Source organism: Vibrio aerogenes (assembly GCF_024346755.1).
Taxonomy (GTDB): domain Bacteria; phylum Pseudomonadota; class Gammaproteobacteria; order Enterobacterales; family Vibrionaceae; genus Vibrio; species Vibrio aerogenes.
The window spans coordinates 38,142-57,332 of record NZ_AP024863.1 but is presented as its reverse complement, the minus strand read 5'-3'; the positions used below and the strand labels follow the sequence as shown (position 1 = coordinate 57,332).

Annotated in this window: 20 protein-coding genes; 9 read left to right on the top strand and 11 right to left on the bottom strand. The window is 49.0% G+C overall.

Annotated elements, in window-relative coordinates:
- The first annotated feature begins 16 nt into the window (after positions 1-16).
- From OCV29_RS23460 to OCV29_RS23425, 8 genes are all read left to right on the top strand, one after another.
- A complete protein-coding gene (locus OCV29_RS23460; RefSeq protein ID WP_261887454.1) occupies positions 17-2,176 on the top strand; it encodes a type VI secretion system Vgr family protein in 2,160 nt (719 codons plus the stop codon).
- A complete protein-coding gene (locus OCV29_RS23455; RefSeq protein ID WP_261887453.1) occupies positions 2,176-3,042 on the top strand; it encodes a DUF4123 domain-containing protein in 867 nt (288 codons plus the stop codon). Before OCV29_RS23460 ends, OCV29_RS23455 begins: the two co-directional genes overlap by 1 nt.
- On the top strand, positions 3,039-6,320 hold the full coding sequence (locus OCV29_RS23450) for a T6SS effector BTH_I2691 family protein (protein ID WP_261887452.1): 3,282 nt from the start codon (positions 3,039-3,041) through the stop codon (positions 6,318-6,320). The genes OCV29_RS23455 and OCV29_RS23450 overlap by 4 nt, the downstream gene beginning before the upstream one ends.
- 17 nt (positions 6,321-6,337) lie before the next feature.
- Positions 6,338-7,081 carry a hypothetical protein gene (locus OCV29_RS23445; protein ID WP_261887451.1) on the top strand — a complete coding sequence of 248 codons (744 nt, stop codon included), beginning with the start codon at positions 6,338-6,340 and terminating at the stop codon, positions 7,079-7,081.
- A gap of 45 nt (positions 7,082-7,126) precedes the next feature.
- Positions 7,127-7,732 (top strand): hypothetical protein, encoded by a 606-nt coding sequence (locus tag OCV29_RS23440; protein ID WP_261887450.1) that lies wholly within the window; start codon positions 7,127-7,129, stop codon positions 7,730-7,732.
- A gap of 305 nt (positions 7,733-8,037) precedes the next feature.
- A complete protein-coding gene (locus OCV29_RS23435; RefSeq protein WP_261887449.1) occupies positions 8,038-8,526 on the top strand; it encodes a hypothetical protein in 489 nt (162 codons plus the stop codon).
- A 36-nt stretch (positions 8,527-8,562) separates the two neighbouring features.
- Positions 8,563-8,934: a hypothetical protein gene (locus OCV29_RS23430; RefSeq protein WP_261887448.1), complete on the top strand. Its 372-nt coding sequence runs from the start codon at positions 8,563-8,565 to the stop codon at positions 8,932-8,934.
- A gap of 43 nt (positions 8,935-8,977) precedes the next feature.
- Complete coding sequence (locus OCV29_RS23425) at positions 8,978-9,577, top strand: O-methyltransferase (protein ID WP_261887447.1); 600 nt, start codon at positions 8,978-8,980, stop codon at positions 9,575-9,577.
- A 408-nt stretch (positions 9,578-9,985) separates the two neighbouring features.
- On the opposite strand, the gene OCV29_RS23420 is transcribed toward OCV29_RS23425, so the two are convergent.
- The 3 genes from OCV29_RS23420 to radC form a co-directional block, all read right to left on the bottom strand.
- The gene (locus OCV29_RS23420; RefSeq protein ID WP_261887446.1) at positions 9,986-10,225 is read right to left on the bottom strand and encodes a hypothetical protein; all 240 of its coding nucleotides are present in this window, start codon (positions 10,223-10,225) and stop codon (positions 9,986-9,988) included.
- A 93-nt stretch (positions 10,226-10,318) separates the two neighbouring features.
- Complete coding sequence (locus tag OCV29_RS23415) at positions 10,319-10,669, bottom strand: hypothetical protein (RefSeq protein WP_261887445.1); 351 nt, start codon at positions 10,667-10,669, stop codon at positions 10,319-10,321.
- A 59-nt stretch (positions 10,670-10,728) separates the two neighbouring features.
- Entirely contained in the window at positions 10,729-11,211 is a 483-nt protein-coding gene (radC, locus tag OCV29_RS23410; protein WP_261887444.1) for a RadC family protein, read from the bottom strand.
- A gap of 236 nt (positions 11,212-11,447) precedes the next feature.
- On the opposite strand from radC, the gene OCV29_RS23405 reads away from it, so the two are divergent.
- Positions 11,448-12,098: a hypothetical protein gene (locus tag OCV29_RS23405; protein ID WP_261887443.1), complete on the top strand. Its 651-nt coding sequence runs from the start codon at positions 11,448-11,450 to the stop codon at positions 12,096-12,098.
- 2 nt (positions 12,099-12,100) lie between these two features.
- On the opposite strand, the gene OCV29_RS23400 is transcribed toward OCV29_RS23405, so the two are convergent.
- The 8 genes from OCV29_RS23400 to OCV29_RS23365 all read right to left on the bottom strand — a co-directional run bounded on the left by OCV29_RS23400 (position 12,101) and on the right by OCV29_RS23365 (position 19,090).
- Complete coding sequence (locus OCV29_RS23400; RefSeq protein ID WP_261887442.1) at positions 12,101-12,454, bottom strand: helix-turn-helix domain-containing protein; 354 nt, start codon at positions 12,452-12,454, stop codon at positions 12,101-12,103.
- Positions 12,455-12,602: 148 nt separating this feature from the next.
- A complete protein-coding gene (locus OCV29_RS23395; protein ID WP_261887441.1) occupies positions 12,603-13,154 on the bottom strand; it encodes a conjugal transfer protein TraL in 552 nt (183 codons plus the stop codon).
- 23 nt (positions 13,155-13,177) lie between these two features.
- A complete protein-coding gene (locus OCV29_RS23390; protein ID WP_261887519.1) occupies positions 13,178-14,962 on the bottom strand; it encodes a type IV secretory system conjugative DNA transfer family protein in 1,785 nt (594 codons plus the stop codon).
- Positions 14,959-15,999, bottom strand: coding sequence for a P-type DNA transfer ATPase VirB11 (gene virB11, locus OCV29_RS23385; protein ID WP_261887518.1), 1,041 nt, complete (start codon positions 15,997-15,999; stop codon positions 14,959-14,961). The genes OCV29_RS23390 and virB11 overlap by 4 nt, the downstream gene beginning before the upstream one ends.
- 173 nt (positions 16,000-16,172) lie before the next feature.
- Complete coding sequence (gene virB10 / locus OCV29_RS23380) at positions 16,173-17,399, bottom strand: type IV secretion system protein VirB10 (RefSeq protein ID WP_261887517.1); 1,227 nt, start codon at positions 17,397-17,399, stop codon at positions 16,173-16,175.
- Positions 17,392-18,180, bottom strand: a complete 789-nt coding sequence (locus tag OCV29_RS23375; protein ID WP_261887516.1) for a TrbG/VirB9 family P-type conjugative transfer protein — start codon at positions 18,178-18,180, stop codon at positions 17,392-17,394. Before OCV29_RS23375 ends, virB10 begins: the two co-directional genes overlap by 8 nt.
- On the bottom strand, positions 18,177-18,938 hold the full coding sequence (locus tag OCV29_RS23370) for a virB8 family protein (RefSeq protein ID WP_261887515.1): 762 nt from the start codon (positions 18,936-18,938) through the stop codon (positions 18,177-18,179). Before OCV29_RS23370 ends, OCV29_RS23375 begins: the two co-directional genes overlap by 4 nt.
- Positions 18,935-19,090 carry a hypothetical protein gene (locus OCV29_RS23365; protein WP_261887514.1) on the bottom strand — a complete coding sequence of 52 codons (156 nt, stop codon included), beginning with the start codon at positions 19,088-19,090 and terminating at the stop codon, positions 18,935-18,937. The genes OCV29_RS23370 and OCV29_RS23365 overlap by 4 nt, the downstream gene beginning before the upstream one ends.
- Positions 19,091-19,191: the final 101 nt, after the last annotated feature.

The window sequence follows — 19,191 nt, the reverse complement described above, 5'->3', positions numbered from 1 at the left end:
AAAAGCAGGCTAATCAATGAGAAGACTAAATTTTAAGCTGACCATCGACGGGATCAGTGACGATACCCTCGTCGTGCGTGGTTTTCACGGGGACGAGTCCATTTCAGACGCGGTCGACAGTAGCGGTAACCCTTATTTCGGCTACCGTTATCACATTGATTTAGCCAGCCGCAGCAGTTCCAGCCTGCCCGCGAAAAAAGTTATCGACAGCAAAGCGCTGCTGGAAGTGATCCGCAACGGCAAAGTGGTGCAGAAGGTTCACGGCGTGATCCGCGCACTGGACAAACACGACACCGGCCACCACCACACCTTTTATTCGATCACTTTGGTGCCGTCGCTGGAGCGTTTAGCCATGCGCCGCAACAGCCGGATCTTCCAGCAGAAAAATGCCCAGGACATCATTTCAATCATCCTCGGTGAAATGGGGATTTCCGATTTCTGTTTTGACCTCAAACGCACGCCAGCCGTGCGTGAATACTGCGTCCAGTACCGGGAAAACGATCTGGCTTTCTTCCACCGCCTCGCGGCCGAAGAAGGCATGATGTATCTATTCACCCATGAAGACAGCAAACACATGCTGGTGATCACCGACCACGACAAAGGCTTCCCGAAACTCGGCGGCAAAGCGCCGTATAACTGCCTCTCCGGTGGTGCGAATCCGGACGGTTATATCTCGTCGATGACCGAACGCAAACGCTCTGAAGTCAGCTCGATTGAAATGCGCGATTACAGCTTTAAAAAGCCCGACTACAACTTCTCACAAAAAGAAGACGGCACGGCGATGGACTATCAGGAAGAGATGTACGAGCATTTCGACTTCCCCGGCCGCTTTAAGGACGATGGTAACGGCAAAGCTTTCAATAAAATTCGATTGGAATATCTGCGCCGCGCGGCCCATACCGTCAGCGGTAAAAGTGACGAAACCAAAATTCAGGCCGGTCAGCGGTTTGAAGTCAAAGAGCACGACGATGATGCGATGAACCGGCTCTGGCTGGCGGTTCAGGTCAGCCACACCGGCAGTCAGCCGCAGGCGCTGGAAGAAGATAGCTCCGGCGGTGCGACCGACTACAGCAACCAGTTCACCTTAATTCCCGGCGACAGCGTCTGGCGCGCGCATCCGCAACCGAAGCCCCGCGTCGATGGCCCCAGCATTGCGCTGGTGGTCGGCCCGCCGGGAGAAGAGATTTACACCGACGAACATGGCCGGGTGAAACTGCATTTCCCGTGGGATCGCTACGATGGCTCGGACGATAAAAGCAGTGCCTGGATCCGCGTTTCACAGGGCTGGGCTGGCGGTCAGCAGGGGATGGTGACGGTACCGCGGATTGGCAACGAAGTCATCGTCAGTTTTCTTCATGGCGACCCGGACCAACCGATTGTCACCGGCCGGACGTATGATGCCAGCAACACCCCGCCGTATGCCTTGCCAGCCAATAAAACCAAAACCGTGCTGCGCACCCAGACCCATCAGGGCAAGGGTTACAACGAGCTGAGTTTTGAAGACCAGTCCGGCAGCGAGAAGATTTATCTGCACGCGCAGAAAGATGTCGAAACCCTGATCGAAAACGACTCAACCACCGACATCAAACACGACCGCCACGAGACGATCGAAAACAACCAGTCCGGTAATGTCAAAAAAGCCGATCATCTGGTGATCGAAGGCGAGCAGCGGATCAAGATCGCCAAAAACCGCACCGTCAGCGTCGATAAAGAATTCCATCAGAAAGTCGCCGGTAAACAAACCCTCGATGCGGGCTCAGAAGTGCACCTCAAAGGTGGCAACTCGGTGGTGCTTCAGGCGGGGAGTGAAATCACCATCAAAGTCGGCGGCACCTTCGTCAAACTCGATCCGGGCGGCGTGAGTGTGGTCGGCCCGGCAATTAACCTCAACTCCGGCGGCAGCGCAGGCAGCGGCTCGGGTTACGGCGGCGAAGATGCGGTGATGCCAAAAATCCTCGAAGCCCTGAAACCACCGGAAGAGCTGGTGCCGCCAGATATCACCGGTATGACCGGCGCGGAAGCGGTGATTGTGGATTATGTGGAGAAGAAAAAGCCGAAGACCCAACTGAATACGCCGAAGCGCTCCCCGCTGCTGGTGAAAAACCAGCAACAGGCACTGAGCAGTAAAGAAGGTGTGTGTGAAATCTGTAAGATTATTGCGGAGATCACGGACTGATGATGTTACGTTTTGACACCCCGGCGCCGGATATCTATGCCAAATCCGGTCAGCTTTATCTGCTGGTGGATGGCGGACAGATCCCTGACCTTGCCCGGTCTCTGTATCAACTGCCGGACATTCAGACCCCGGAGCCCATTTATCTCTATCCGCCTTATGATGAACTGAAGGCTGTTTCACCGTGGCTGATTAAAGCCACGGCCGAAGTCCGGTTATGGTTTCTGGCGCAACACCAACCCACTGCCGGATTCTTTTTCAGCTCAGATAAAACACAGGATGAAATCGGCGATCAACTCCGAACCCTGATTGAGGTGGTTTCTCCTTATGGCAGTGAGGTATTTCTGAAAATGGCACATCCGGAAGCCGCGCTGATTCTTCTCGACAGCCACTGTGCCCAGCTGTGGGATCTCATACAAACTGCATGGCTGCCCACCCGCGATGGCTGGCAAATCCGCCATCGTCCTGATCTGGCCGGTGCATTAAAGCAACTGCCTTACAAACTGGATGATACGCAGTGGGCTGCCTTTGATGAAATTTCATGGCGTAATGCACTGGAAGACATTTACCTGCATATGGAGAAACATTTCCCCCATTCCCTTCATGAGCAGTCTGACCCACTGACATGGACAGAAAAACTGACTGAGCAGGCTTATCAGCTGGGCTTTACCACACAGGATGATGTCATCCACTATCTCAGCATTGCCGGATGGCTGGGCGAAGCAGCCCTGACATCTGAAAAGTATCCACAGATCCACCAGTTGATCCATCAGCCTTCACAGCAAACCCCGTCTCAGCGTATTGAACAGGCAGCTCAGCTGGCTGAGCAATACCATTCATCACCAGCCCTACAGGAGTCCGTGGTATGAGTAAAGATATCAAAAGCGCACTGGGTCAGTGTCCGGTCAAATCACAGGTCATGTCTATTGTCCCGGTCCGTTATGCCATTGACGACATGATTCAGGATCCTGTTTTTCCGGATAATCCGGATAAACTCACCGGTAAACATCCCCTTTCTGAAGAAGAGCACTGGAAGGGCCCGCTTCGCCTGAAAAATACCAGTTATACCCTGCGCCAGCTTCGTGACGGCTGGCTGTATGTGTGTGATGAAACGGATGACACCTTCCATGAATATCAGGTCAAAGGCAGTGATTTGATTAAGATAGACTGGGGCAGCAATGAAGCAGCCAGCAAGACGGAAGAACGCGGCAGCCCCGGTAAAACAAAGCCTTTTCTGGAATATCCGGCGAAAAATAAACTGTATATCGCCTACAGCTTTCACCGCTGGTCGTGGCGGGTGTGCGAACATATGCGCTCAGACAGTGGCAGCCGCCATAAGTGGATGCGTGGGGTGAATCTCAAGTCATTCTGCAATTCACTCAAAGCATCCCATGCCGGTTATATCGATAAACTCGCTGACCGGGTGGCCGATGTTTATGAGGGCTCAGCGCCCGATGACGCAACCTTCAGTCAAACCTGTACGCCGCTGAAAAAACCGGAGGATCCACCGGAATCAGAGACGCCGTATCAACTGGTCGCTGATAAACCTGCCACCGCCAAAGGCGATGTGATGAAAGGGATGAAAGATCCCACTACGGCGATGTTTATTGCCCTCGATGATCCGCTGGGTGATATTACCGATCTCACATTAAACCTGTCTCACCTGTGGGCGGAAAAAGAAGCAGCTCTCGGTGATGAAGAGAACGTTCATAAAATCCGGATGGCTGAGATTGTGCGGGAGATTGGCCGGGTCCGGGTTCCGGCAGAAAAACTGGATAAGCACAGCCGGGAAGATCCGCTCCGGGTGCTGGAATGCGAAGAGCTGCTCAACCAGTATTTACTGATTAGTGCACTGGCAGAGGAAGACAAACACCGGCTGGAAAGCCCGACCTATGAGCCTGAACACGATATGCCGGCTTCCGGCGCGGCAGAAGCCGCGGCAAAAATGGAGGCAGAGCTGGCATCAAATTATGGCCTGAAAGTCACGCCGGGTATGCACAAAAAATGGTCACGCACACATATCTATCACAAAGAGATTGACTGGGACGGGCTGAAAGCCTGCCTGACCGGGCACTATCAGGCGCTGGCAGGACTGGACACCAAAATCACCCTGCGCTACGACGAAGTACTGCGGGGCATTGACGGGCTGGAAGAAGACGCCCTGAGTGTCGGTATTGATACGCAGGTTGCAGATGATATCAGTTATCTGCTGGATCTGGTCAGCCAGAGTGTTGCGATTCTGAAAGGCGCTGTACCGGATAAGAAGCAGCACCATAAACTGGAGAAAACCCTGTCCCTGAACTCTCCCAATAATCTGTTTGCACTGGCAACCAGTGCGTTTTCCAAAGAGAGCTGGATGGCGATTGATGAGCAGATTCAGGGGCTGCACAAGCAGGTTCTTGCCGCAGACAGTCCCGGCGATGATATCGCCGTCAGTTCAGCGGTTGCGAACTGGAATGCTCTGAGTGGCGACAGCCGGATACAGGATAAAGACTGGTTTCAGTCACAGGTTGTGCCGGTGCAGAAAACCTTCGAAGCTCTGGCCGAAGCCGTGCAGACCACTGCAGCCAACAGCTGGCAGACACTGGTTGATTTGCTGCTGCCTGCCTACCACAATCCGGAAAGTTTAGTGGACGGGCTGAGAATGGTTCTGATCGGGGGCATCGTGGACAAACAGGCCGTGCTGCAAACTAATCCCAACTATCTGAAAGAAGCCGAAGCCATGCAGTCGCTGGTCAAACCGATTCTGACAGGCATGTCCAAACTGATTAACCCGGAAACCGGTACAGTGATTAAACCGGGGAAATACGATAAGTTATTTCAGCAGCTGGAAAAAACCATTCAGAATAAAATGCCGCAGTTAATCCGGGTGAAAGGGGAAGCGCTCAATGAAGCGATGCGCAGCGCCATTACGGAAAATATGCAAAAAATCCGGGGCAATGCAGCGGCGGCCGGTGGCAAACTGAAAACCGCCACCGATGCTGTCGGCGGTTTGGGCGGCCTGATGGTCGGCCTTGGTGTCTGGAATACCTTTTTGGTACTGATGAGCCTGCCGGAAAAACTTAAAGGCGCAGAAACCAAAGCCGACGTAGTCAAAGCTCTGCTGGAGCCATTTTACAGTACTCTTTACACCTGTCAGTTTGCTTATGCTGTTTCGCTGGATCGGGTATGGACGCAGGTTTCGGCAAAAGAGGGACTGATGAAAATGTCTGTGAGTAATGCCCTGAAAAGATCTCAAGGGTTTGCCGTAACAGAACAAGCATTGGTAAAACGTTTTTCTAATTTAATGTTAACCACTTCTTTTTTGGGTGCTCTGGCATCAGGACTGGAAATCTGGGACAGTCTTAACAAAGCTTTTGATAATGACAGTGGTCTGTTGGAGAGTTCAGGTTATTTTTTAAAGGCGTTTGCAGCAGCTGGTAATACATTTATCTTTGGTGCTCAGTTGATTATGCAGCTTGGAAGTCGCTTTTTTGTCAACTGGGCTATTTGCACAACGTTAGCCCCATGGATGCTAACCGGATTATTCTGGATGGGAATCATCTATCTGGTCGGGGTCATCCTGATTAACCTTTTTCACCGGGATGATTTAGCTAAATTTCTGTTCCACTGCACATGGGGAAAAGACGCCTCAGGCTGGAGTATTCAGGAAGAGCTGACCAAATTTGAGACCCTGATGTATCGCCCGGTCGCCCGGTTGGTTGCCATTAAAGCACCTAAAAATCCCTATGCATCAATCTATGCACCAGACCAGCAATGGCAATTGCAAATAGACCTGCCGCCATTGGTAAAAAAAGGTGATAAATTAGGCTTGCAAATTACCCGGACACCAATGAGTACCGGCGCAATCAATATGGCGGGCAGCCCCCAACTGGTCAATGAGCAGAGCGGAAAATGGCAAAGAATAGAACAGGATGGTCGCCACTTACTGCGTTACAGTGTTGCTGCTGGTGGCACTGATAAAGATATGATTGCATTATTACTGCAAATGCCATTATACCTCTGGCCGTCAACTCAAAAAGATACTCCGGATACTACCTGCTATCTGTACTATGGAGGTTATAGTTCTGTCGGAGGTGTTATTCATCTGGAAGTTCAGGATTCGACAATTGCCAAAGATGTCCGGGTCGTCGAAATTACTGCGTAATTTATTGTGAGGATTCAATGAATCATAATGAAACACAAGATACAGAACGAAAAGACAAATCTGAGTGGGAAATTATTGAAGAGGAGATCCAAAAAGCCCCAGAAATTTTTCGTTGGCAAATTAAAGTAGATTCAGCCCGCTCTGGTAAATTTGGACGTAAGATTCAAAATGGTATGGCTATTATAATGTTTGTCTTAGCCTTATTCTTTGGCTGGATGGCTGTACGGGGAGATAACTGGACAGGCTTCTGGGTTGTTGGGGGCGCTGGAGTATTAATGACTTTTTTCGTCCGCTTTTTATGGATGGCCGACTCAGAGTATAACTTTTTATTGACCGAAAAAGGGATTTATTACACGCAGCAACAAATCATTCCTGAGATTGCCTATAAGATTGTCCGGGTGTCTGCATGGGTAGGAATTGGTGTTTGTGTACTTGCAGCAGCACTGGTTGGCCCGCTTGCATTTGTTGGTGCAGGGGCGTTTGCATTGATGTCATTTAACATGACGAACTTTAGTTCATCCATTTCTGATCTGGGAATCTTATTTAAAGGTAATTACACCATCATTCATCTTGAGGATCAGGAAGTCATAGAATTATTTACAGATGCTTTGGATTATCACTATATGGGGACAATCTTCTGCAAAAATGAGCAGAAAGATGAATTATTTCAATCAATGCAATCAGTACTTGGGCATGTCGATATTGTTGGCGTCAAGCGATTTAAGGATATTGGAAAATATATGGATTCGTTGGTTGATTAACTACCATCTCCTGTTCCTCCAGAGCCGCTTTTTGCGGCTTTGTTTTTGTGCCATGTCAGAATCATCCTGATTAACCTGTTCCACCGGGATGATTTAGCTAAATTTTTGTTCCACTGCACATGGGGAAAAGACGCCTCTGGCTGGAGTATTCAGGAAGAGCTGACCAAATTTGAGACCTTAATGTATCGCCCGGTCGCCCGGTTGGTTGCCATTCAAGCGCCTAAAAATTCCTATGCATCAATCTACGCACCAGACCAGCAATGGCAACTGCAAATCGACCTGCCACCGCTGGTGAAAAAAGGTGATAAATTAGGCTTGCAAATTACCCGTACACCAATGAGTACAGGCGCAATCAATATGGCAGGCAGCCCCAAACTGGTCAATGAGCAGAACGGGAAATGGCAAAGACTAGAACAGGATGGCCGTCACTTACTGCGCTACAGTGTTGCCGCCGGCGGAACGATCAAAGATATCGTAGCCTTGCTGTTACAAATGCCTTTGTATTTGTGGGCATCAACTCAAAGAGATAACCCGGATGCTACCTGCCATCTGTACTATGGCGGTTATAGTTCTGTCGGTGGTGTTATTCATCTGGAAGTTCAGGATTCGACAACTGCCAAAGGTGTTCGGGCTGTGGAAGTTACTAAGTAAATATTTGAAGGAAAGAACATGTCATTAATAGAAGATCATCAGAAATTGATGGTCGAGAAAAAAAATTATGGGCAAAGATAGAACAAGAATTAAACGACGCTCAAGAAATATATCACTGGCAAGCTCAAGTTGATTCCGCTGGTTCGGGGAGATTTGGGCGATATTTCCAAAACGGTATGGCCATAACAATGATTATTCTGGCTCTGTTCTTTGGCTGGTTGGCTGTACGGGGCGATAACTGGACAGGTTTCTGGGTCATTGCAGGTGCTGGAATTTTGATGACTTGTTTTGTTCGTTTTTTATGGATGGCAGATAATCTTTATCATTACAAGCTGACAGATAAAGGCATTCTTTATACTCAGCAGCAGGTTATTCCTGAAGTAACATACAGTATAGTGCGGGGAACGGCATGGGTAGGCATTGGTGTCTGTATACTTGCAGCAGCGTTGGTTGGCCCGTTAGCTTTTGTTGGTGCCGGAGCCTTTGCGCTGATGTCATTTAGCATGACTCAAATTAAACCGGTGGTAAATGAATATTGGATTTATTTTCAGGGGGCATATGAATTTGCTCATTTAAAGAATGAAAAGCTTATAAAACTATCCAGTGACATTAGAAGTCCGAATTATTCAGGAACAATTTATTGCGATCAACATGAACAGCCGCATTTGCTGGAGTTATTACAATCAATTATCCCCGGTAGTCAGGCATTTGAAGTAACCCGTTTTCGGGATATTCGTGACTTTATTCATTCATCCCGGAAAACCGGAAGTTCTGATGCTCCACGCACGAGGTGATTAACCTTTCGGCCCTGAATTAAGTGTGAGGATTCAATGAGTCAGAATATAGATCAAGAGTCAGATATGCCAGAGTGGGAATCTCTGGAAAAAGAGATTAAAAAATCGAAGGAGATCTATCGTTGGCAGATTCGGGTTGATTCAGTCCGCTCAGATAAATTTGGTCGATATTTCCAAAATGGTATGGCCATTTCCATGATTATTCTTGCTCTGTTCTTTGGTTGGCTGGCTGTACGGGGAGATAACTGGACAGGTTTCTGGGTCATTGCAGGTGCTGGCATTTTGATGACTTGTTTTGTTCGTTTTTTATGGATGGCAGATAATCTTTATCATTACAAGCTGACAGATAAAGGCATTCTTTATACTCAGCGGCAGGTTATTCCTGATGTAACATACAGTATATTGTGAAGTATCAAAACGCATGATTAACAAACAGAAGAAGTGAAATAAAATGAAAGCACAGAAAATTACCTACCCTGAGATATACCATGACTTATATGAAGCGACATCAAAGCTCAATTTTACTCAGTTATCAGATGTTCATACAGGCACCCTGCTGAGTTCGCTCTGTGCCTCTAAACATAACGCCATGTTTCTGGAACTGGGAACAGGTACGGGGCTTTCAACGTGCTGGATGTTGAACGGAATGTGCCCTGACTCTAAATTGGTCTCTGTGGAAAACGAAGAAGCGCTTATGAATGTTGCCCGGGAATACCTGAACCAAGATCCACGCCTCACATTAGTTTTGGGTGATGGTGCAGAGACGATTCATCGTCTGGAGAAAAATTCAGTCGATTTTATTTTTGCCGATACTTGGCCAGGCAAATATTATCATTTGGAACAAACGCTGGATTTACTGGTTGAAGGTGGGATGTATGTGATTGATGATATGCTTCCACAGGAAAATTGGCCGGAGGGGCATGAAGAAAAAGTCAATGCATTGGTGGATTATCTGGCAGAGCGGGACGATTTGGTCTGTACACAAATAAACTGGTCAACTGGTGTGATTATTTGCACTAAAAAAACAAACGGGCACTCCAGTGTATCATAAGCTGAATGAGGGTGATGAATATAGTATACCTGTACTCACCTGTACTAGCTCAGACCGCATCTGGCTGTGACTCATTTTTCTGGAGCTGAGACGTCAGGCAATTGATATAGCGAAAAGCAGTCATAACATATTTCATGATGATCCTTTTCTTTTATTAACCAGAGCTGTACTAGCTCAGCTCTGGTTAACTTATCCATGCTCGTTCCTTGTTTGTTCTGTTCACTTTTGGTCGAATGATCAGATCGGGGAACGAGCAATTAGTTCCTTTTTATCCTCAATTTCTTATCCAGAACTGAGGTTAAATTTCTGTTCCACTTGCACATGAGGAAAAGACACCTCTGGCTGGAGTATTCAGGAAGAGCTGACCAAATGATTACCACAGTGTACCCGCGACAGTACTGCCACCCTTCACCACCGCTTTCCAACAAGCCCACTCTTCACCGCCCAAAGAACACCACCACTCACAACAGCCAGCCAAATGACGATATTCGACAGAATAATCGGTATTTGGAGCCCGAATACATACCCAATAAACCTCATCGAGAAAACAGCGCCCAGGGCAAACATAAAAACCGAGACACCAAGAGACGGCAGCAGTAGTAACAGCCCCAGTAATCTTTTCAGGTAACAGACAGACTTGTAAAGCATAACACTCTCTTCTTGCGCCAATTGGTATCCCGATTTTAATCACAACAAATGATATTGCCAGCAGTACATTTAGTTATGTTGCGTCAGAAATAGTTACCCTGAAACATCTGGCTGGTTTTTGTTCATTTTCAGAAAAAGCAGATCTTCCCTTAAATCACACAACCCTGCAGCCGCCAGCATCAATCGCCAGTTGCCGGAATCAATCCGATGCTCTGACTCCCACAACTGAACTTCTAGGCAACCTTCAAAACTGACTGCCTGACCTAAAAAATGTCCTAACTGGATCTGAGAAAGTCCTAAATACTGACGTACCAAACGCGCCTGCTCCGGCGTTGGTTGTTGATACATTGAAGACGAAAGTGGCAACATGCAGGGGCTTTCCAACAAATCCAGCCATCTCTCATGCTCCGCAACACTGTTCCCATAATATCCTGAATATTCCATACCACTTAACCTCACTTCTGTTTTGTCAATGATGCGGCCCTCAGACCGCACATTTACGGCTATATCCAGCCTCGTTCACTAAAAGAAACACATCCACCAGTACTCACGACAATATGATCACATACACGCGTCTCAATCAGCGTCAGTATCTGAACAATTTGCTGTGTCACTCTTCTGTCTGAATGAGAAGGCTCCGGAACGCCGGAAGGATGGTTATGAGTCAGGATGACCGCCGCTGCATTGTGCTTCAGCACTTCTTTGACAATCTCGCGGGGATAAACGCTGGCACGATTGATCGTGCCGTGAAAAAGTTCGACAAACTCGATCAGCCGGTGTTGGTTGTCCAGCAGAAGCAGACAAAACACTTCCTGTTCATAATGAACGATTTTGTACTGGCAGAACCGTTTGGCAAACTCTGCAGTATTGAACACATCCCTGTTGGTTCTGGATTTGACTGAGATAAGCGCCGCAGCTTCATTAAACAGAGCTTTTTCGCTTGGAGAAAATGAATTCAGGACACTGAATTCTTCAGGTGTAAACATAACTATTACTCCGCATACAGGTCATGGAAGATTCCCGACCTTTCCTCGAAGATTATACCGCCCCAGCGTGGCGGATTCAATAATATTTTTCTCTATTGCTTCATATAAAATAGTAAGTCCCCCCAAAAATAGATCGACTCATACAAAGGTCAAACTCATTGATAATAAATATTTTTGTTATTATAAACATGAATGTATGCTGCCTTTAGACAATCAGAATCATAAGAGGATATATCATGAACCAGCAGGCGCTGAACTTTGAACAACCAGAGGCTGAAATTGGATCAATAACTGATGGTTTAGTCATTCCTTTCTGGCTTCAAATTCTGGTGTCAACGATCAGTCTGATTCTGGTGACTATTTGTGCTTTTTGTTTCTACAGATATATCCAGTCACCAAAAGAATTCGCGTCCCCGAGAGACTTGGGACTCAGCGGAATTTTTATCATTTCTGTCTCAGCTTTATTCCTTGTGTGGACTCCCTGGGCGAAGCTGGGAATCCGGATTACAAAAATAGGAGGAATAGAATTCAAGGAAATCATACAGGGGCAAGCATCAGAACATGCCGAGGACTTACGTTATCTGGAAGAACGGATTGACCATCTCGAAACGATCACCGAGAAAAATGAATTAAATACTTTAATAGAAATGGTCAAAGAACCAGACCTGAAAAGGTTATTACTGAAATTTTTAACCAAATACAGAGGAGAAGCTTTCACTCCAGACAGAATTCGTATCTGGGGAGCGAAACAACCTGAATTTTCAGATTTATCAACCTACGATCATCTCTTAGTGCGACGTACACTTCAAAAACTTGTGGCTGAAGGCAAACTGGTAACCAGTTTAAGTGCAAAAGGGAAAACTCTCTATCGTATCCCGTTATCCTGAACTCACTTCCCCAACGGCACCTTAACCAGACTCAAATCATCCAGAACATCACATAGCTGTGCGGCGGCGAGCATTCTCCGCCAGCTGTTTTTATCGATCTCACGATATTCCGGGCTGCTTTTACGGGTTTCCCACTTTCTGACAAGACTGCATCCTTTCGGCGTCACAGTTTTCCCCAGAAAGCGCCCCAGCTTGGCCTGTGAGAGCCCCAGATACTGACGCAACAGTTTTACCTGCTCTGGCTCCGGCAGCTGAAAGTCAGGATCAGACAGCGGCAACAGACAAGGGCTGTTTAACAACACCTGCCAGTTCTCTGCGTCTTCTTCATTGATCACATAATTTGGGGAGTTATCCATATCCGGCTCGCGGGTTATCTATAAGTGCTGATGAGAATACCGCCCTGACAGGGCGGTGTCGAGGGGAAGTTTACAGAAGTCATTGCCTTGGCTAAATAAAACCAATAACATCCCAGATTAAAACCGGCAAAAACATGGTGATTATCCCCTACATCACCACCGTCCCCGCCGGCAGCACAAACTTACGTCCGGCCCCAATCCAGTAATACGTTTCACCGTACTTCTGGCCATCCATATACGTTTCAAGATAATCCAGAGTCCGGGAGCAGCGTCGCGGGGTGTGAATACCATCTTTATCAATATAACAACGGCGGTTTTTATAGAGCTTCGGCGGGTAGGTTTTCCAGCTTTGGCAATGCTCCGTGTGGCCGTGCTCAACATAGTGAATGCACTTTCTGTAAGCCGGGACAAAAGCCGCAAGCCGATGAGTGCTGGTCATGTGGCTGACGGTTTCTGTGGTGCCATCGGAAAGCTGCACCGAGTTTTGCACGATACACGAGGAGATGTTCGGCAACGGTGGCTTAAAGTGCTTGAGACGCTTAATAAAGGCTTTATGCGCCTTACCACAGCCGGAGGGAAATCCGGTGGGCAGGCAAAGCCAGATTGAACAGCTATCTTCATCGACGGCAAACGCCGGACGGGATAAAACAGACAGACACAAAAGCATCAGCGCCGTCAGACACTGTTTGACATTTTTCATGGGGTTTCCTTATGGAAAAAGAGTTAATCGAGAGAAAGTAACGGAATCGCGGGAATGTGGGCCTCAGAGTAATCAACCCGGTGTTTCATCTGCGGCTCATCAAAATAAATCAGCTTTCTGGCCAGCAGCGGGCGCTGGTTTTCCATCAGAACCAGAATCTTAGTCCCGACCCGTTTGGCAACCGGGTGCTTTTCAAATCCCAGTTCCACGATCTCATGGGGATACATCAGCGGCCGTTTATGTTCCTCATGGCTGACATTGCGGCTGTGCCCTTTACCGTAAGAATGGGTGATTTTCCTTCTCTTCACAGTTTTGGTACCCAACGAATCAGAAAGCTTCCGGACGCTTTCATCCACCTCTTTCGGCGGATAAATCACCTTCGCCGCATGGTTTTTGATCAGATTGGTGCCGGTCTCCCGGCCATAGAGTTTCGGGTCCAGCAACTGACTTTCGTCCTGCAGTACGGTCAGAAACCGTAGCCAGTAGCCGGAAACATAGCTGACCCCTTTGGCAATCTGATTAATCCGGCCAATGGCCGCGAACTCATCCAGCACGAGCAGGCACTGATATTGAATCGACGGATCCTGCTCCGGCAGCACTTTGGTATTTTCATTAATCAGCTGATCGAAAAACAGATTGAACAGTTTCGACATCACCGATAAACGACCGGGCAGACAGCCGACATAGACCGACATGCGTTTTCTGCGCAGGTCTTTCAGATCGAAATCAGAGGCCATGACCGATGCGGCCACAACCTTATCACTGAATATCGCCAGTGGCGCCAGCAGATTCGATTCGACCGAAGAGTATGTTTCCTGCGCCATCGACAGGCAGGCATTAAATTCAAATTTCGCATCATCACTGACCGCCGTATTCTGAATCTGCTGCTTCATCCAGGCTCTCAGTCCGCCATCGGTGCCAAACAGATGCAATACATAAGGCAGACTGGGCGTGACCCCAGTGCCTGATTCGGTATCCAGCATCCAGCAGGCAATCCCCTTAAACAACTTCGACGCCAGTTCATTCCACATATCGGTTTTCGGATCGCCGGTCACCGGATATAAAGCCGATGCGATGCCCAGAATATCACCGACCCGGTAAGTCGTGCTGCGCCGGACATAATCAAAACAGTTCCAGCGGTGAGAATGCAGCTGCTCGCCTTCTCTCTCATCGCTGTTGAAAGTGAAACCATCCGGGGCAAACAGAAACACCTCCTGACCGAATTTCTGCCGGATCCCGGCGGTTTTGATAAAGTTTTCAAACTTAATATCCATCACCACAATGTTGTGCGGAAACGACACACAGTTCGGCAGAACCATCCCGATCCCCTTTCCCGAGCGGGTGCCCGCCATCACAATGGTGAACAACGTGCTGTCCAGCTCAAGGTAACGGTTTTTAAACCGTCCTTTCGTCACTTTGCCAAGCAGTACACCGGGTACCCGGCTGTCTTTAACCGGAATCAAACCTGATTTGCTTAAATCCGTATCATCAGAAAACCGGGCTGAACCATACAATTCCTGCCGCTCCCAGGCGTGATACATCACCAGTCCGGCCAACACAAACGGAATCGCCGCGATAGTTCCCCAGACCGCAATCGCCAGTTGCAGGTAAGGCCGTATCCGGACATCCTGCCCGTATAACCGCCACTGATCATAAATCAAGTGCCAGCTTAGATAAGGTTTGACGGGAATCTGCGTCAGCTTCATATAAACCACCGCACCCACATAAGCGCCCAGCGTGGCCATGACAATCAACAGAAGAATCAGCGTAACCGTCAGGCCGGTGATCTGTTTTCCGGACAGCGTCATCCGTGATCCTCCAGACTCAGCAGTGAATTCTTCAGCTGCGGGTCATAGTAGAGTTCCGTCAGATGGGTACGCCGGAAAAAAGCCACCACATCAATACTGGTGCGGATCGTCCGCATAATATGCGCATAATCGAGGGTCTTCCCCACTTCACTCTGTTTTACCAGATCGGCCAGCCGGTTTGGGGCAGAAAGGCAGTTATTGGCGTGAATGGTGGTAATCGAACCCTCATGACCGGTATTCAGCATTTCAAGGTAACTCCAGGCTTCATCACCGCGCAGTTCCGCCAGCAACACATGATCGGGCTTCATTCTCATACAGGATTCAATCAGACGTTTGGGCGTCATCCCGCCCTGCTTGTAAAACAGGTTCAGGTGGTTGGGATGATTGGGCAGCGTCAGTTCATGCACATCTTCGATGGTAAAAATCCGTTTATGGGCCGGGAATTGATCAACCATCGCTTTCATTACGGTGGTTTTCCCGGAGCCAGTACCGCCAACCAGCAGAATATTCAGGTTGTTCTGCACCGCCATGGTAAAAAATTCACTGATGCGGCCGCTCTTCTTCAGCGCCAACAATTGCACCTGCAACGCACTCAGGCCGGTTGTGCTGGCATCCCGGCTCTGCACCTGACCAAAGCGACCGGTCTGTTCGTAGTCTGACAGCGAGAAGCGGGTCATTGATGGTTTGCGGAAGGTCATACTCACCACATCAGATTTCGTCACTGGCGGAATCGCAATCTGCCCCCGTTCTTCATTGGGCAGAATCACCGAAGCCACCGGGTTTTCTGCGTTGAGGCGTTCCGGCAACCGGGCATAAGTCGCCAGCGCTTTCGCCAGTTCCATGCACTGCTTCAATGTCAGGTTCGGCATGTCTTCGCGTTCCCAGCCATTGCCCCGGTCATACCAGACTTCACCGGGCTGGTTCACGGCCACTTCGGTTAACCCCGGCAGATCGAGAATCCGCTGTAATCCAGTCGTTTCCAGCAGTTTGTTGACGGTCGCCGCATCATCGAAAGCGTAGTCGTTGGGTTGGGTCATTTGGTGTTTTTCTCCCATAAAAAAGCCACTGCGTGGGCAGTGGCTGGGGTTAGTGAAAGGCAGTAAAGGCTAAAAATCATGTCGGCATATTTGATGGAACAAAATATCAGCGCTGCATACTAAAATGATCCATACTTTCGTTGAGAGCATGCGGATAAACTTTAAAAACAACCTCACTCAAACCCATAAACCCCAGACATATCCACATCCCGCGCGACCAGAATATTTATTTTCTGCCCGATTTTGGTATAGCCGGTTGGTGAGATATTGATGCTGTTCTTCAGGGCTTCCTGAGCAATATTATTTGCGGTATCGGTTGAATTGCTGAAGGACACGCCATGGTTATCCGCATCCGAGATTTTGTTGCTCAGCGCATCAAATACATCATCCATAAAGGACAGCAGAATCGCCCCGCCAAACCGCTGCGCGTAGTGATTATCCACCCAGATATGGTTGCCGGAGGCTCCCAAACGGCCAGCGCCCAGTGAATTGATATCGATATGAATCCCCTGCGTGGTTTCAACATCGCCCCAGGTGGTGAAGATTCGGTTTTTCCCCGCTTCCAGCTTCATCTGCTGATTGCCGGTAAGCATCGAACCGCGTTCTACCAGCAGTGCTGCACCATTGGCGCTGTAGACATCTTTTGTTACCCGGCAGGTTAAGTATCCCTGATAGTCGGAGATGATCTGGGTATACAGCGCACAAGGGATCACCGTGCCGTGTTGTAGCAGGAAATCACGGGATTTGCGGCTTCTCTGATAAGCGATGCCGTTCCGGTAAGTGGGGGAATGGAACGCATCACTTTCTCCGCCGCCAAAGAGTCCGCTTTGTGTACCACTGTCTTCCTGACGAACCGGCTGATGTGTTGCCGCAGCACTGTCAGAAACCAACATCAAATCGCCAGACATCTTACGCACTTCAGGGGTGATTTGCTCAGACTTCCCGGACGTTGCAGGTTTTGTCACGACTGGCTTCGGTTGCGGCACAGGTGCATGCTGCTGAGCCGTGGCCTGTGTTGCCTTACGGCGACGCTCGGCTTCCTCTCTGGCCAGTCGCTCCTGATCTGCTTTCGCCTGACGCTGCTTTTCGCTTTCATCTTTGCGGCGTTTTTCTTCCTTGACCTGTAACAACCAGTGACTGCCATCGTTCAGGTTACGCTTTTCAATCCCGGAACTGTCTTCACCGGTTTCTGCTGTTGTTTGTGAAGATCGCGCCGTTTGCTGATGGTAACGGTAGAGGGCAAATCCGGCTGATGAAATCACGATAGCCACGACCATAACGGCCAGGAATACCACAACCACGGTTTTCTTTTTCCGGGTCCGGGACTTCACCTCAACGGCGCCCCGATCGGCACCGAAATCGTCATAAGGAGACGGAAATTCATTGTGTTGTTTATCCATGCCCGCCTCCGGCTGGTTTAATGATCCGTTTTGCATCGATGGTGCTGCCTTTGTCGTTGTAACCGGCGTAGTGAATCGAACCGGTTTTTATTCCCAGAACGCTGTCACCCAGCCGCAGCCGGTACTGTTCTGCAACCGAATGGATCACCACGGTATCCTGTTCAATGTGATAGTTCACCAGTGACTCTTTGCCATCCCCATCGACGGCATAGATCACGGGTAACTCCTGATTGGTAGCAAATTTCATACAGGTGAACCGCCCGTCATCCCAGGCATATTGCGGTGCCAGTTTGCCGTTGCCCCATTTGCTGTATCTGAAATTGTTATGTCCTTCTGCACCATCGGTACAGGGAACTTTTGGCCGCACAGGTTCTGGTTTCTGTTTGACTGGTTCCGGGTAACGCATCCGCACAATGTAGAACGGATAACGGCTGCTGGTCAGCTGAAATGAATAGGTCCGGCCTTTGTCACTGACGACTGTCAGATTGGTATCCGGCTGCGCCGCTTTCGGTTTAAAGAAAATATTACTGCCCCGGACATTCAGCCCCCAGGCTTCGGCATCCCCGATACCCAAACCACTCTGATCGCTTCTGATGGTTTCTCCCGCTTCAAGCTGAATCAGCGTCGCGGTTCCGGCTTTAGTGCGGACAATCACCACGTTCGACGGATCATACATCGCGGATACAATCCGGTGATCGGCGGCGATTCTTTTCGGGATCACGGCGGCCGGTACGGCGGTTGAAACCAGTACCCCCGCAAGGATTACAATATGCTTTATCATTCAATCACCCTGTCTTCCCGGTATGAGGTCACCCGGAAGCCCAATGGATTGAGCAACCGATCTGCCTGCGTTTTAATCTCCTGGCGATAGTCAAAGGTCAGCGTGGCACTCCAGCGGGTCGGCAGGTATTCCGGGCTGTGGGTATCATCCGGATTCAGCACGGTTTTCACAAAAGAGACCTGCGCTAACATCCGGTCGCCTTTTTTGGTGGGAAGGAACGCAATTGATACATCAGACAGGCTGATTTTCTTATGATCCTGAAACACCTCCAGCGGTGAGGATTTAGAGCGAATCCAGGTGTTATAACCGGAAAACACCTGTTCTGAACTCGCCAGTTGAGTGAAGTCGAAAGAATCCTGTATTGTCTCCCACTGGTAACTACCCCGCTCAATGATGTAGCGGTTGATCCAGTATTTATCTAACGCCTCGCCGTAGGTTTCGCCTTTCGCATCGGCCAGTGGCCGGACAATCTGCGCAATCCCGGTGTGCTTATCGACGGTCAGTAAGCGGTAGTCTACCGATTTCAGCGGCATCATGATCACAATGGCGACAATACTCAGAATCGCCAGCCCGACAGAAATGGCAGCAATCATCCAGGCTTTCCGCTCAGAACGCTTCGCCAGCGCAATTCTGTCTTTTTCAAAGGCATTGGCTTCTTTTAATAACTGTTCTGCCGCTTTGATATGGTCCATTTTGGGTTTCCCGGCGGCGAACTGGCGGGTTTGTGCCAGTGCAGCATCGACGATCGTTTCACTCATTGGCCTGCCTCCGGCCGGGTGTAGAGTTGATTTAAGTAAACCACTTTCGGATTCACCGGCGTCACTTTTCCTTTTGGCTCCGGTGCCGGCGGTGGAGAAGATGCACATCCGCCAAGCAGGATGCTCAGCAGCAATAAGGCTTTTAATTTCATAGTGTTCCTGATTTTTATTCGTAAAAAAACTGCCCATGGCAGCTTTTTTGTTGGAAAGTTGAACTATAGTCAAACAGCGGCCAATGAGTGACTGATTGCAG